11 protein-coding genes are annotated in these 14,698 nt (G+C 72.3%); 5 read left to right on the top strand and 6 right to left on the bottom strand.

Features of this window, described 5'->3' with window-relative positions; genetic code table 11:
• The first annotated feature begins 18 nt into the window (after window positions 1–18).
• Together ACWH4W_RS29605 and ACWH4W_RS29600 are read left to right on the top strand one after the other, a co-directional pair.
• Entirely contained in the window at window positions 19–1,611 is a 1,593-nt protein-coding gene (locus ACWH4W_RS29605) for a Na+/H+ antiporter (RefSeq protein ID WP_473078871.1), read from the top strand.
• Window positions 1,612–1,662: 51 nt separating this feature from the next.
• Window positions 1,663–2,406 (top strand): SDR family NAD(P)-dependent oxidoreductase, encoded by a 744-nt coding sequence (locus ACWH4W_RS29600; protein WP_473078870.1) that lies wholly within the window; start codon window positions 1,663–1,665, stop codon window positions 2,404–2,406.
• Window positions 2,407–2,413: 7 nt separating this feature from the next.
• Here ACWH4W_RS29600 and ACWH4W_RS29595 read toward each other — a convergent pair whose 3' ends face one another.
• Window positions 2,414–3,535, bottom strand: a complete 1,122-nt coding sequence (locus tag ACWH4W_RS29595) for a mechanosensitive ion channel family protein (protein ID WP_473078869.1) — start codon at window positions 3,533–3,535, stop codon at window positions 2,414–2,416.
• A 107-nt stretch (window positions 3,536–3,642) separates the two neighbouring features.
• Here ACWH4W_RS29595 and ACWH4W_RS29590 point away from each other — a divergent pair, with 107 nt between their 5' ends.
• Window positions 3,643–4,236, top strand: coding sequence for a dienelactone hydrolase family protein (locus tag ACWH4W_RS29590; RefSeq protein ID WP_473078868.1), 594 nt, complete (start codon window positions 3,643–3,645; stop codon window positions 4,234–4,236).
• A 15-nt stretch (window positions 4,237–4,251) separates the two neighbouring features.
• On the opposite strand, the gene ACWH4W_RS29585 is transcribed toward ACWH4W_RS29590, so the two are convergent.
• The 4 genes from ACWH4W_RS29585 to ACWH4W_RS29570 form a co-directional block, all read right to left on the bottom strand.
• On the bottom strand, window positions 4,252–5,934 hold the full coding sequence (locus ACWH4W_RS29585; RefSeq protein ID WP_473078867.1) for an alkaline phosphatase D family protein: 1,683 nt from the start codon (window positions 5,932–5,934) through the stop codon (window positions 4,252–4,254).
• An 89-nt stretch (window positions 5,935–6,023) separates the two neighbouring features.
• Window positions 6,024–6,836, bottom strand: coding sequence for a DsbA family protein (locus ACWH4W_RS29580; protein ID WP_473078866.1), 813 nt, complete (start codon window positions 6,834–6,836; stop codon window positions 6,024–6,026).
• Window positions 6,837–6,935: 99 nt separating this feature from the next.
• On the bottom strand, window positions 6,936–7,643 hold the full coding sequence (locus ACWH4W_RS29575) for a hypothetical protein (protein ID WP_473078865.1): 708 nt from the start codon (window positions 7,641–7,643) through the stop codon (window positions 6,936–6,938).
• A 68-nt stretch (window positions 7,644–7,711) separates the two neighbouring features.
• Entirely contained in the window at window positions 7,712–9,058 is a 1,347-nt protein-coding gene (locus ACWH4W_RS29570; RefSeq protein WP_473078864.1) for a DUF2252 domain-containing protein, read from the bottom strand.
• A gap of 261 nt (window positions 9,059–9,319) precedes the next feature.
• On the opposite strand from ACWH4W_RS29570, the gene dnaE reads away from it, so the two are divergent.
• Window positions 9,320–12,859 (top strand): DNA polymerase III subunit alpha, encoded by a 3,540-nt coding sequence (gene dnaE / locus ACWH4W_RS29565; RefSeq protein ID WP_473078863.1) that lies wholly within the window; start codon window positions 9,320–9,322, stop codon window positions 12,857–12,859.
• Between the two features lie 91 nt (window positions 12,860–12,950).
• Here the strand turns inward: dnaE and ACWH4W_RS29560 are convergent, their stop codons facing one another.
• Window positions 12,951–13,118 (bottom strand): hypothetical protein, encoded by a 168-nt coding sequence (locus ACWH4W_RS29560; protein WP_473078862.1) that lies wholly within the window; start codon window positions 13,116–13,118, stop codon window positions 12,951–12,953.
• A 221-nt stretch (window positions 13,119–13,339) separates the two neighbouring features.
• On the opposite strand from ACWH4W_RS29560, the gene ACWH4W_RS29555 reads away from it, so the two are divergent.
• Window positions 13,340–14,545, top strand: coding sequence for an NYN domain-containing protein (locus tag ACWH4W_RS29555; RefSeq protein WP_473078861.1), 1,206 nt, complete (start codon window positions 13,340–13,342; stop codon window positions 14,543–14,545).
• The last annotated feature ends 153 nt before the right edge of the window (window positions 14,546–14,698 follow it).

Below are 14,698 nucleotides of genomic sequence, written 5' to 3'. Positions count from 1 at the left end.
GTCCGACCCCCGGGAGCGGTGACCGTGGATCAGTTGGCCCTGCTATTCGTGCTGTTGCTCGGGGCGGTCGTGAGCGTCCCCGTGGGGGAGCGGCTGAAGCTGCCGGCGCCGGTGCTGATGACGGTGTTCGGGATCGTCCTGGCGCTGCTGGAGTTCGTGCCGAACGTCGACGTACCGCCGGAACTGATCCTGCCGCTGCTGCTGCCGCCCCTGCTCTACGCCGCCGTGCGCCGCACCTCCTGGCGCCAGTTCGCGGCCAACGTCCGGCCGATCCTGCTGCTGGCCGTGGCGCTGGTCTTCGTCACCGCCTTCTGCGTCGCCGTCGTCGCCCACGCGATCGTGCCGGGACTGCCGCTGGCCGCCGCCGTCGCCCTCGGCGCGCTGGTCGCGCCGCCCGACCCGGTCGCGGCGACCGCCGTCGCGGGCAAGCTGGGGCTGCCCCGCCGGCTGGTGTCCATCCTGGAGGGCGAGGGACTGTTCAACGACGTCACGGCGATCGTGCTGTACCACGTGGCCGTGGCCGCCGCCGTGAGCGGCACCTTCTCGCCCTGGTCGGCCGGGCTCGACCTGATCCTGTCGGCGGTGGTGGCGGTCGCCGTCGGGCTGGTGCTCGGCTGGGCCACCAACAAGGCGATGGACCTGCTCGGCGACCCCACCCTCCAGGTCGCCCTGACCCTGCTGGTCCCGTTCGCCGCGTACGTCCTCGCCGAGGAGCTGCACGGCTCGGGCGTCCTGGGGGTGCTGGTCACCGCGCTGTTCCTGATGGAGTACGCCATCAGCGCCGACGACGTGACGGCGCGGCTCGCCGGGCACACCTTCTGGGACATCGTGGACACCCTCGTCACCGGCGTGGCGTTCGGGCTGGTCGGCCTGGAGCTGCACAACGCGGTCAACGCCGCGGCCGGTCACTGGGGCGAGCTGCTGGGCTGGTCGGGAGTGGTCGTCGGGGTGGTCGTGCTGGTCCGGCTGGCGTGGCTGCTGCCGGCCACCTGGCTGACCAAGCGGCTGCACACCGAGCGGGACGTCGGCGAGGAGATCCCGCTGAGCTGGCGCGAGACCGTGGTGATGTGGTGGTCCGGGATGCGGGGGGTGGCGTCCGTCGCGCTGGCCCTCGCCCTCCCGCTGGAGACCGACTCCGGGGGCGGCTTCCCCGCCCGTGCGGAGATCGTCTTCATCGCCTTCGGCGTGGTGCTGGGGACGCTGCTGGTGCAGGGGCTGACGCTGCCGTGGCTGGTGGGCAGGCTGGGGGTGCGCGGCGACACCGCGCGGGAGAAGGAACTGGAGCGCCGGCTCGCCGTCCGGGCCGCGAAGGCCGCCAAGCGCAGGCTGCGGGAGATCGAGGACGTCGAGGACCTGCCGGAGGAGCTGTCCGAGCAGTTGCTGCGCAGGGCGTTCGACGTGGGTGTGCGGATCAGCCCGGACATGGCGGACGACGAACGGCGCGAGGCGGCCTTGCAGCGGGCCGAGCGGCTGAAGCGGATCCGGCGCATCGAGCAGGAGATGCTGAGCGCCGCCCGGCACGAGGTGCTCGCCGCGCGCAGCGAGCCGGGTGCCGACCCCGAGGTGGTGGACCGGGTGCTGCGCCACCTGGACGTGCGCAGTCTGCGCTGAGCGCCGCCGCGTCGCCGCCGTCCGCCGTTTCCCGCTCCGTAGGGTCGGGGCATGACACGCAATGTGGTGATCAGCGGCGGCGGCACCGGCATCGGGCTCGCCACCGCGCGGACGTTCGCCGCCGACGGCGACCGGGTGCTGCTCATCGGGCGGCGCGGTGACGTCCTGGAGCGGGCCCAGGTACCCGGCGCGCTCACCCGTGCCGCCGATCTGGCCGACCCCGAGGCCGTACGGGGCGTGGCCGGGTTCGTGGGGCGCGAGTTCGGGGCCGTGGACGTGCTCGTCCACTGCGCGGGCGGCAACGGGCTGCTCGAACCGCCGGTGGGCGGCGACGACCCGCTCGACGCCGTCGCCCGCGACTGGACGGTCAACTTCCGGCTCAATGTGCTGACCGCCGTGCTGCTCACCGAGGCGCTGCGGCACCGGCTCGCCGTGCCCGGCGGCCGGGTGCTGTTCCTCAGCTCCATCGCCGCCAGGCGCGGCTCCGGCCGGGTGTCGTACGCGGCGGCCAAGGCGGGGCTGCACCCGTACGCACACGCCCTGGCCCGGGAGCTGGGGCCGCACGGCATCACCGTGAACGTGGTCGCGCCCGGCTACGTCGAGGACACGGCGTTCTTCGGCGGCGACGGCCTGGACGAGGAGCGGCGGGCGGCGCTGGTCGCCGAGACGTCGAACCGGCGCGCGGGCCGCCCCGGCGACGTCGCGGCGACCCTCCACTGGCTCGCCTCACCCGGCGCCGGGCACGTCACCTCGCAGATCGTCCAGGTGAACGGCGGCGCCGAGCGCGGGTGCTGAGGGCCGCTCAGCGCTGCCGGGGCGGGCGGGTGTGGAGCCGGCGGGTCGTCGGCACGCCGTCGTCCGGCGCGCTCTCCCGGCCGGTGCGGGGCGGCGGCACCGCGTGGGCCGTGTTGACCCGGGGCAGGGCGTAGGGGTGCTCGTCGGTCAGGAAGCGCATCATCTGCTCGCGGACCGCGACCCGGACGGTCCAGATGTCGTCCGCGTCCTTGGCCGTCACCAGCGCCCGCACCTCCAGGGTGCTCGGCGTGCTGTCCGTGACGGTCAGGTTGTAGGCGCGGCCGTCCCACTCCGGGCACTCCCGCAGGATGTCGCGCAGCTTCTTCCGCATCAGTTCCAGCGGAGCGCTGTGGTCCACGTGCCAGTACACGGTGCCGGTCATCTGCGGGGTGCCGCGCGACCAGTTCTCGAACGGCTTGGAGGTGAAGTACGACACCGGCATGGTGATCCGGCGCTCGTCCCAGGTGCGCACGGTCAGGAAGGTCAGGGTGATCTCCTCCACCGTGCCCCACTCGCCGTCCACCACCACGGTGTCGCCGATGCGCACCATGTCGCCGAACGCGATCTGCAGCCCGGCGAACAGGTTGCCCAGCGTGGACTGCGCGGCCACACCGGCGACGATGCCGAGGATGCCCGCCGAGGCCAGCAGCGAGGCCCCGGCCGCCCGCATCGCGGGGAAGGTGAGCAGCATCGCGGCCACCGCGACCACGCCCACCACCGCCGACACCACCCGGCGGATCAGCGTCACCTGGGTGCGCACCCGGCGCACCCGGGCCGGGTTGCGCTCCCGGTGGTGGCTGGCGTACCGGGCGTACGAGGTCTCCACGACCGCGGCGGCGATCCGGATCGTCAGCCAGGCGACCGAGCCGATCAGCACCAGGGTCAGCACCCGGCCGACGGCCACCTCGTGGGAGGTCAGCAGCCGCGCCTCGTCGTAGGAGCCTCTGAGCAGGGCGGCGCAGAGCAGCAGCTGGTAGGGGACACGGGCCCGGCGCAGCAGGCCCCACAGCGGTGTCTCGTGGTGGCGTTCGTCGGCCTTCCGCAGCAGCCGGTCGGTGGCCCAGCCGAGCAGCAGCGTCAGCGTCACCGAACCGCCGACCACGATCAGCGGGCGCAGCACGTCTTCCATGCCCCCGAACCTAACCGGCCCGCACCGGCATGAACATGTGACTTCCGCCCGCTCCGGGGTAGTGCCGCCCGCGGGCTCCGCCACACCCGGCTGGCACCATGGGCGGCATGAACATCATGCTCTTTCACTCGGCGCACGGACTGCGCCCCGCGGTGCACCGGGCCGCGGACCGGCTGCGCGCGGCCGGACACGAGGTGTGGACGCCCGATCTCTTCGAGGGGCGCACGTTCGACACGGTCGAGGAGGGCATGGCCTACCGGGAGGAGACCGGGAAGGACGAGCTGCTGAGGCGGGCCGTCCTGGCGGCCGCGCCCTACTCGGAGCGCGGTCTGGTGTACGCCGGGTTCTCCTTCGGCGCCTCGGTGGCGCAGACGCTGGCGCTGGGCGACGACAAGGCGCGCGGCCTGCTGCTCCTGCACGGCACCTCCGACATCGCGGAGAACGCCACGTGCGACGGGCTGCCGGTGCAGCTGCACGTCGCCGAGCCCGACCCGTTCGAGACCGACGACTGGCTCACCGCCTGGTACCTGGGGATGGGCCGGGCCGGGGCCGACGTGGAGGTCCACCGGTACGCGGGCGCCGGACACCTCTACACCGACCCCGACCTGCCCGACCACGACGAGGAGGCCGCCGAGGCCACCTGGCGGGTGGCGCTCGGCTTCCTCGAGGCGCTGGAGGAGGGCGGGGAGGACGCGGACTGATCCGCGCCGGGGCGGTCAGACGGGCGCGTCGGCCCGCTCGATCCTCTGGGTGCCGCTGCGGGTGCGGTAGGAGCGGGCCCAGGCCGCGGAGGCGTCCGCCTTCGTGCGGTCGGAGAGCACGTAGTAGTCCATCTGCGCCCGCTCGGCGGTGAGGTCCAGCACCCCGAAGCCGTGCCGGTCGGTGTCCACCCAGTGCACGTGCCGGTTGGCGGCCCGGATCAGCGGGGCGGCGACGGCGGAGACCGAGCCCTCGGAGACCTTCAGGATGTCGTCGAGGTTGTCGGAGGTGACCGAGGTGACCACGAACTCCGTGGCGGCGGACGCCGACAGCGGATAGGTGCCGGCGTTCACCGGTACGTCGTTCGCCCACGCCATGTGGATGTCGCCGGTGAGGAAGACCGTGTTGCGGATGGCGTCGCCGCGCAGGTGGGCGAGGAGCTCGCGGCGGTCCGCGGTGTAGCCGTCCCACTGGTCGGTGTTGAGGGCGATCCCCTCCTGCGGCAGGCCGAGCAGCTTCGCGAGCGGTTTCAGCAGGCTCGCGGGCAGGGAGCCCAGCGCGAACGGCGAGATCATCACCGAGGTGCCGACCAGCCGCCAGGTGGTGTCCGACGCCGACAGGCCCGCCTTCAGCCAGTCGAGCTGGGCGCGGCCGGTGAGCGTGCGGCCGGGGTCGTCGACGTCGCCGTCGCCGGGCGAGACCTGCCGCGACCGGAAGGAGCGCAGGTCCAGCAGTGACAGGTCGGCGAGCCTGCCGAAGCGCAGCCGGCGGTAGGTGGTGCCCTCGACCGCCGGTCGGACCGGCATCCACTCGAAGTACGCCTGCCTTGCGGCGGCCTGGCGGGCGGCCCACGCGCCCTCCGCGCCCTCGGTGTGGTTCTCCGCGCCCCGGGACCAGGCGTCGTTGGCGAACTCGTGGTCGTCCCAGATGGCGATCGCCGGGGCGGCGGCGTGCAGCGCCTGGAGGTCGGGGTCGGTCTTGTAGCGGGCGTGCCGGGCCCGGTAGTCGGCGAGGGTGAGGATCTCGTGGGCGGGGGAGTGCGGGCGGACGACCGTGCCGCGGGTGCCGTAGTCGCCGGTGCCGTACTCGTAGATGTAGTCGCCCAGGTGCAGCCAGGCGTCCAGGTCGCCGCGGGCCGCGAGGTGGCGGTACGCCGCGAAGTGCCCGGCCTCCCAGTTGGCGCAGGAGACCACCCCGAGGCGCAGTCCGGTCACGGCGGCGTCGGCGGCGGGCGCCGTGCGGGTGCGGGCCGCGGGGGAGTCGGCGCCGCCGGCGGAGAAGCGGAACCAGTAGTCGGTGGCGGGCCGCAGGCCCCGGACGTCCGCCTTGACGGTGTGGTCGGAGGCGGCGGTGGCGAGGACCGAGCCCCGCGCGACGACGTCGGTGAACGCCCGGTCGCGGGCGACGGTCCAGCGCACCTCGGTGTCGGGGCCGGTGCCGGAGCCCGGGAGGGCGTCCGGCGTGGGCGTCACCCGGGTCCACAGCAGCACGCCGTCCGGCAGCGGGTCGCCGGAGGCGACGCCGTGCAGGAAGGCGGGGGCCCGCTGGGCGGCGCGGGCGGGCAGCGCGGCGGCGAGCGGGCCGGCCAGCGCCGCGCCGGCGGCGGCCGCCTTGACGACCGTACGGCGGCGCGGGGTGAGGGGGGCGGTGTCCGCGGTGGCGGGGACGGCGCTCTCGGTTGATCCGTGTCGACTGGTCACAGCCGAACAGGTTACTGACATGTACATGCGGAAGCGGGCGAACCCGGGAAAAGTCCGCCCGCTCCTCAGCCGGCCGCCGGCCTTCCGCGTCAGCCCTTCAGCGCCTTGTCGACCGCCGTGGTGAACTCGGCCGCCGTCATGGGCGCGTTCTGCCCGTCGGAGCCGGTGACCTTCTTGCCGTCCATCTTCACCGTCGGCGTGCCCTGGACGTCGCTGCTGTCGAACTTGTCCGACATCTCCAGCGCCCAGCGGTCGAAGGTGCCGTCCTTCACGTCCGCCTGGAACTCCTTGTTGTTCTTCAGGGCGTCCACCGTGTCGGCGATCTCGATCAGGTAGGCGTCGTCCGCGAACTTGTCGTCCGTCTCCTCGGGGTGGAACTCCGCCGAGTAGAGCGCCGACTTGTACGCCAGGAACGCCTCGGGGCTGACGTCCAGCGCGGCGCCCAGCGCGCTCAGCGCGTTCTTCGAGCCCTCGCCGGTGAGGTTGCGGTCCAGGAACGAGGCGCCTATGAACTGCACCTTGTACTTGCCGTCCTCGACGTCCTTCTCGATCGTCTCGCCGACGGCCTGCTCGAAGGTGGCGCAGATCGGGCAGCGCGGGTCCTCGTACACCTCGAGGGTCTTCTTCGCCTCGGCCTTGCCGATGACGACGGTCGTGCCGTCCTTGCCGCTGGTGTTCGCGGGCTTGACCAGCTCGGCGTCCTTCGCGGCCTCCCAGTGGTCCGGCTTGTTCGCCTGGACCACCGCGTAGCCGATGCCGCCGGCCGCGGCCAGCACACCGACCACCGTCGCGGCGACGACGAGCTGCCGCTTGACCTTCGCCTTCTTCGCCTGGCGCTCGCGCTCCTGGCGCAGCCGCTCGCGCGCCGCCGTCTTGGCCGCCTGGCTGTTCCGCTTGCTCATGGTGATGTCTCCACAGGGGACGCACACGCTCGTGTGCTCGGTTCGTACGGGGGGGGGGGACTGCCGGTGCTCGGACGACCGCCCGGGGCGTGACCGGCCTCAGGCGGCGAGGGAACACGGCGGTCCGCGCCGTCCCAGGGAGTGCGCGAGGAGCAGGGTGCGCGCCACGGCGGCGCGGTGCGGGGTGCGGACCGGGCGGCCCGTCTCCGGCGCCCGGCGCACGGTCACCACCGCGACGGCCAGCAGCAGCGGACGGACCGCGGTCGAGGCCGTGGCCGCGACCGCGCCCAGCAGCTGGGCCAGCGCCCGCTCCCCCCGGCGCAGCCAGGCGGCGGCGAACAGACCGACCCCGATGTGCGCGCCCAGCAGCAGCCAGGCGGTCGCCGGGCCGGCCTCGGCCAGCACCGCCGCCACCTGCTCGCCGCCCTCCGCGGGGTGCCCGGTGACCCGGGCCAGCGGCGCGCCCACACCGGTGCCGTCCCCGCACAGCACGTCGAACCCGACGGAGCGCAGCGGGCCGGCCACCGGGCCGCCCATCCGGCCGTAGCAGACGTGCTGACCGGTGGTGAAGACCGTGTCGGCGGCCAGCTCCAGCGGGATCAGCAGGGCGGCGATCCGCCCGAAGGAACGCTCCCGCCCGGCGAGCGCGTAGGCCGGGAGGAACACGGCGGCGCCGACCGCGGCCACCGTGTTCAGCGGCAGCGGGGCCCCGGACAGCAGCACGTGCGACGCGGTGCTGAGGGTCACGACGACAGCCGTGAACAGCGCCGCGCGAACGGCTCTGAGCTGGGGTCCGGATATGTCCATGGCGGCTACGAGTGTGGCACGTGCTCCGTTAAGGGGTCCCTAAAGGGGGCCTGTGAATGTGCGGAAGGTTACAGTCCCGGGATCCGGCCGTTGCGGAACAGGTCGAGGAAGATCTGGTGGTCGCGGCGGGCCCGCGCCCCGTAGGCGTGGGCGAAGTCCACCAGCAGCGGCGCCAGCCCGTCCTCGTCGGCCGCGATCGCCGCGTCGATGGCCCGCTCCGTGGAGAACGGCACCAGCGACTCGCCGGAGGTGTCGTCCGCCGCCGCGTGCATCGCCGCCGTCGCCCGGCCCAGGTCGGCGACCACCTGGGCCATCTCCTCCGGGTCGTCGAGGTCGCCCCAGTCCAGGTCCACCGCGTACGGCGAGACCTCGGCGACCAGCTGTCCGGCGCCGTCCAGCTCGGTCCAGCCCAGCCACGGGTCGGCGTGCGCCTGCAGGGCCCGCTGGGAGATCACCGTGCGGTGCCCTTCGTGCAGGAAGTACGCGCGCACCGCCGGGTCCGTGATGTGCCGGGAGACCGCGGGGGTCTGCGCCTGCTTGACGTAGATCACCACGTCGTTCTCCAGGGCGTCGCTGTGCCCCTCCAGCAGGATGTTGTACGACGGCAGCCCGGCCGAGCCGATGCCGATGCCCCGGCGGCCCACGACGTCCTTCACGCGGTAGGAGTCCGGGCGGGCCAGCGAGGAGTCCGGCAGCGTCTCCAGATAACCGTCGAAGGCGGCCAGCACCTTGTAGCGGGTGGCGGCGTCCAGCTCGACCGCGCCGCCGCCGGGCGCGAAGCGGCGCTCGAAGTCACGGATCTCGGTCATCGAGTCCAGCAGCGAGAAACGGGTCAGCGACCGGGCGTCGCGCAGCACGTCCAGCAGCGGCCCCTGCGCGGTGTCCAGGGTGAACGGCGGCGCCTCCTCGTCCTTCGCGCCGGTCGCCAGGGCGTGGATCCGCTCCCGGTAGGCGGCCGCGTACATCGACACCAGGCCGGTGATCTGCTCGTCGCTGAGCGCCTTCGCGTAGCCGATCAGCGCCATGGAGGCGACGAAGCGCTTCAGGTCCCACAGGAAGGGGCCGACGTACGCCTCGTCGAAGTCGTTGACGTTGAACACCAGGCGGCCGCCTGCGTCCATGTACGTGCCGAAGTTCTCCGCGTGCAGGTCGCCGTGGATCCACACGCGCGAGGTGCGCTCGTCCAGGTACGGGCCGCTGTGCGCGTCGGCGCCGCGCCCGGCGTGCTCGGCGGACAGGTCGTGGCAGAAGAGGCTCGCCGTCCCGCGGTAGAACGCGAACGCCGAGGCCGCCATCTTCCGGAACTTCACCCGGAACGCGGCCGGGTCGGCGGCCAGGAGCTCGCCGAAGGCGGTGTCGAGGACGGCGAGGATCTCCTCGCCGCGGTGCTCGTCGTCGGGCTGCGGGACCGGCATCGCTGGGTGCCTCCTGGTACGGGACCCCGGGGACGGCTGCTCCGTCCCCTGCTCAGGGCCTCTGTTCGGATCATGCCGGGCCCGCGGGCCCCTGACCCGGCCCGACCCGGACGAAGGACCCAACGCGCGGCGGCGCGCGGGAGTGCCCGCGACCCGCCCGGAGGCACGCGGGGACGGGCGCCGGGTGTGGGCGCCGGGGCATAGACTTCGAGGCTGTCCCCGTCCGTCCCTCTGCCACCCGCAGCACCTGGAGGCCGCACCGTGTCGAAGCCGCCGTTCACGCACCTGCACGTCCACACCCAGTACTCGCTGCTGGACGGTGCCGCGCGGCTGAAGGACATGTTCGACGCCTGCAACGAGATGGGCATGACGCACATCGCCATGTCCGACCACGGCAACCTGCACGGGGCGTACGACTTCTTCCACTCCGCGCAGAAGGCCGGGGTCACCCCGATCATCGGCATCGAGGCGTACGTCGCCCCCGAGTCCCGGCGCAACAAGCGCAAGATCCAGTGGGGCCAGCCGCACCAGAAGCGGGACGACGTCTCCGGTTCCGGCGGCTACACCCACAAGACCATGTGGGCGGTGAACAGCACCGGCCTGCACAACCTCTTCCGGCTCTCCTCCGACGCCTACGCCGAGGGCTGGCTGCAGAAGTGGCCCCGGATGGACAAGGAGACCATCGCCAAGTGGTCGGAGGGCATCGTCGCCTCCACCGGCTGCCCCTCCGGCGAGGTGCAGACCCGGCTGCGCCTCGGCCACTTCGACGAGGCCCTCAAGGCGGCCGCCGACTACCAGGACATCTTCGGCAAGGACCGGTACTTCCTGGAGCTGATGGACCACGGCATCGACATCGAGCACCGGGTCCGCGACGGCCTGCTGGAGATCGGCAGGAAGCTCGGCATCCCCCCGCTGGTCACCAACGACTCGCACTACACCTACGCGCACGAGGCGGCGGCGCACGACGCGCTGCTGTGCATCCAGACCGGCAAGAACCTCTCCGACCCCGACCGCTTCAAGTTCGACGGCACCGGCTACTACCTGAAGTCCACGGAGGAGATGTACGCCATCGACTCCTCGGACGCCTGGCAGCAGGGCTGCGCCAACACCCGGCTGATCGCCGAGATGGTCGACACCACGGGCATGTTCGTCAAGCGCGACCTGATGCCCAAGTTCGACATCCCGGAGGGGTACACGGAGGTCAGCTGGTTCCGCGAGGAAGTCATGCGCGGCATGCACCGCCGCTTCCCGGACGGCATCCCGGACGACCGCATGAAGCAGGTCGAGTACGAGATGGACACCATCATCTCGATGGGCTTCCCGGGCTACTTCCTCGTGGTCGCCGACTTCATCATGTGGGCCAAGAAGCAGGGCATCGCGGTCGGCCCCGGCCGTGGCTCCGCGGCCGGTTCGATCGTCGCCTACGCCCTCGGCATCACCGACCTCGACCCGATCCCGCACGGCCTGATCTTCGAGCGGTTCCTCAACCCCGAGCGCATCTCCATGCCGGACGTCGACATCGACTTCGACGAGCGCCGGCGCGTCGAGGTGATCCGCTACGTGACCGAGAAGTACGGCGCCGACAAGGTCGCCATGATCGGCACCTACGGCACCATCAAGGCGAAGAACGCCATCAAGGACTCCGCGCGCGTGCTGGGCTACCCGTACGCGATGGGCGACCGCATCACCAAGGCGATGCCCGCCGACGTCCTCGGCAAGGGCATCCCGCTGTCCGGCATCACCGACCCCAGCCACCCCCGCTACTCGGAGGCGGGCGAGGTCCGGTCGATGTACGAGAACGAGCCGGACGTGAAGAAGGTCATCGACACCGCCAAGGGCGTCGAGGGCCTGGTCCGGCAGATGGGCGTGCACGCGGCCGGCGTGATCATGTCCAGCGAGACCATCACCGACCACGTCCCGGTCTGGGTCCGGCACACCGACGGCGTGACCATCACGCAGTGGGACTACCCGAGCTGCGAGTCGCTCGGCCTGCTGAAGATGGACTTCCTGGGCCTGCGCAACCTCACCATCATGGACGACGCCGTCAAGATGGTGAAGGCGAACAAGGGCATCGACATCGACCTGCTGTCGCTGCCCCTGGACGACCCGACGACCTTCGAACTGCTCCAGCGCGGCGACACCCTCGGCGTGTTCCAGTTCGACGGCGGCCCCATGCGCTCCCTGCTCCGGCTGATGAAGCCGGACAACTTCGAGGACATCTCCGCCGTGTCGGCCCTGTACCGGCCGGGCCCGATGGGCATGAACTCGCACACCAACTACGCGCTGCGCAAGAACGGCCAGCAGGAGATCACCCCGATCCACCCCGAGCTGGAGGAGCCGCTCAAGGAGGTCCTGGACGTCACCTACGGCCTGATCGTCTACCAGGAGCAGGTGCAGAAGGCCGCCCAGATCATCGCCGGCTACTCGCTCGGCGAGGCCGACATCCTCCGCCGCGTGATGGGCAAGAAGAAGCCCGAGGAACTGGCGAAGAACTTCACCATCTTCCAGGCCGGCGCCCGCAAGAACGGCTACAGCGACGAGGCGATCCAGGCGCTCTGGGACGTGCTGGTGCCGTTCGCCGGCTACGCCTTCAACAAGGCGCACTCCGCCGCGTACGGACTGGTGTCCTACTGGACCGCCTACCTCAAGGCGAACCACCCCGCCGAGTACATGGCGGCGCTGCTCACCTCGGTGAAGGACGACAAGGACAAGTCCGCGGTCTACCTCAACGAGTGCCGCCGCATGGGCATCCGGGTGCTCCCGCCGAACGTCAACGAGTCCGAGTCCAACTTCGCCGCGCAGGGCGACGACGTGATCCTCTTCGGCCTCTCCGCGGTGCGCAACGTCGGCACCAACGTCGTGGAGTCGATCATCAAGTGCCGCAAGGCCAAGGGGAAGTACACGTCCTTCCCGGACTACCTCGACAAGGTCGACGCGGTCGTCTGCAACAAGCGCACCACCGAGTCGCTGATCAAGGCCGGCGCCTTCGACTCCCTGGGCCACACCCGCAAGGGCCTCACCGCCCAGTACGAGCCGATGATCGACAACGTGGTGGCGGTCAAGCGCAAGGAGGCCGAGGGACAGTTCGACCTCTTCGGCGGCATGGGCGAGGAGGAGAGCGACGAGCCCGGCTTCGGCCTCGACGTGCAGTTCACCGACGAGGAGTGGGACAAGACGTACCTGCTCGCGCAGGAGCGCGAGATGCTCGGCCTGTACGTCTCCGACCACCCGCTGTTCGGGCTGGAGCACGTGCTGTCCGACAAGGCCGACGCGGGCATCTCCCAGCTCACCGGCGGCGACTTCGGCGACGGCGCGGTGGTCACCATCGGCGGCATCATCTCCGGGCTCCAGCGCAAGATGACCAAGCAGGGCAACGCCTGGGCGATCGCCACGGTGGAGGACCTCGCGGGCTCCATCGAGTGCATGTTCTTCCCGGCGACCTACCAGCTCGTCTCGACGCAACTGGTCGAGGACGCCGTGGTGTTCGTGAAGGGGCGGCTGGACAAGCGCGAGGACGTGCCCCGGCTGGTCGCCATGGAGCTGATGGTCCCCGACCTGTCCCACGCGGGCGCCAACGCGCCCGTGGTGCTGACCATCCCGGCGACGCGCGTGACCCCGCCGATGGTCAGCCGGCTCGGCGAGATCCTCACCCACCACAAGGGCGACAGCGAGGTCCGCATCAAGCTGCAGGGGCCGACGAGGACGACGGTGCTGCGGCTCGACCGGCACCGGGTCAAGCCCGATCCCGCCCTGTTCGGCGACCTGAAGGTGCTGCTCGGCCCGTCCTGCCTGGCCGGTTAGGCGCCGGCCCCCGACGCGCCGGAGGGGCGCACCCGCGACGGGTGCGCCCCTCTTCCTGTACGGCCGGGCCGCAACGGCCCTTCACGCGGTGTCAGTTGTGGCCGAAGCGCTTCTGCCGGCCCTTGCCGCGGCCGGCCTCTCCGGGCACGGCCTGCGTGGTGAGCTGCTCGTCCGAGGGCTCCAGGGTGGAGGTCTGCGCGGCGCGCGGAGCGCGCTCGGCCTGGGACTGCTTACGGTCACGGTTCTTGTTCTTGGCCATGGTGGTGCCTCCTGTGGGGACTAGGGGCCAGGGCCGGATTCAGATTCACACAAGCCGATGACCCACGCATGTCGGACAATTACCGTCCGTGACGGGCGTGGTCGGGGGAGGAAGTGTGGAAACGCCACGCCGAAGATCGAGTTCGGGCCGTTAAGACCGGCGGGGTCGGGCAGACTCGAAGGAAGCCCGAAGCCAAACCTCCCGGAAAGAGGGTGGATCGCGTGGACCGCTGCATCGTCCTGGTGGACGCCGGGTATCTGCTGGGGGCCGCCGCCAGTCTCCTCGCCGGGGAGCCCTCGCGGTCCCGCATCACCGTGGACCACGCCGCCCTGATCCAGGGACTGCGTGACCGCGCCGAGAACGACACGCGCCGGCCGCTGCTGCGCATCTACTGGTTCGACGGCGCCCCCGACCGCGTGCCGCAGCCCGAGCACCGCCGGCTGCGCGTGATGCCCCGGGTCACCGTCCGGCTCGGCGCGCTGACCCGCAGCGACGGGCGCTGGGCGCAGAAGGGCGTGGACGCGGCGATGCACGCCGAGCTGACCGAGCTCGCCCGCAACCGCGCCTGCTCCGACATCGTCCTGGTCACCGGCGACGGCGACCTGCTGCCGGGCATGATGGCCGCCAAGGAGCACGGCGTCGCCGTGCACCTGTGGGCGGTGCAGGCCGCCGACGGCGACTACAACCAGTCCGAGGACCTGGTCGCCGAGGCCGACGAGCGCCGGGTGCTGGACCGGGCGTGGATCACCCAGGCCGTCCGCGCCAAGGAGACCGGCGGGGTGTGCGCCCCGCCGCCCGTGCCCCGGCCCGAGATCGCCGCGATCCTCTCCGCCCCGCTGCCCGACTCCGCCCTCGCCCCGGCCGCCGAGCGCACCCCGCCCGGGCCGCGCCACCCGGCCGCCGCGCACAACGGCACGGCCGAGCGCGCGCCCGCCGCCAAGGGCGTCCCCACCCCGAAGGACCTGGCCGCGCTGCGCCACCCCGGCCCGCACCAGCCGCAGCAGCCGGCCTCCGCGACCCTGCGCTGGTCCTCCGACAAGGGCTGGGTGGACCGCCCGGCCGCCGAGCCGCCGGAGGCCGCGTCCATGCCGACGCTGGCCCAGCTCACCACGGCCGAGCAGCGCTGGGCCGACCGCGAGGAGGACATCACCACCGTCGGCGGCGACCCGTTCGAGGTGGGCCAGGTCTTCGCCCGCCGCTGGGTGGAACGGCTCGGCGACCAGAGCCACGTCCGGAAGCTGTCCGCCATGTACCCGCGCATCCCGCACCGCATCGACGGCGAGCTGCTGCGCTACGCGGCCCGCTTCGGCCTGCTCGCCCACAAGGACGACCAGATCGACGAACGCGACCGCTACGCCATCCGGGCGGGTTTCTGGCGTGAGCTGGACACCCGCACCGGCACGGAACGGGCCTCCGCGGGGGAGTGAGCGCCCGGTGCCTCCCGCCGCCGGTCCAGCGGGTCCCGCGTCGGCCACCGGTGTGCCGGCCCGTCAGGCACCGGGTACGTGGAGCCGGGGAGGACGGGAACCCGCCGCCCGCCGCCCCACTCGGCGTTCGGACGGCCGCTCCGTCGAGGGGGC

It is taken from the genome of Streptomyces sp. DSM 120436 (assembly GCF_055778765.1).
The sequence above is the reverse complement of the archived record's forward strand: the minus strand, read 5'-3'. Positions and strand labels throughout refer to the sequence as shown.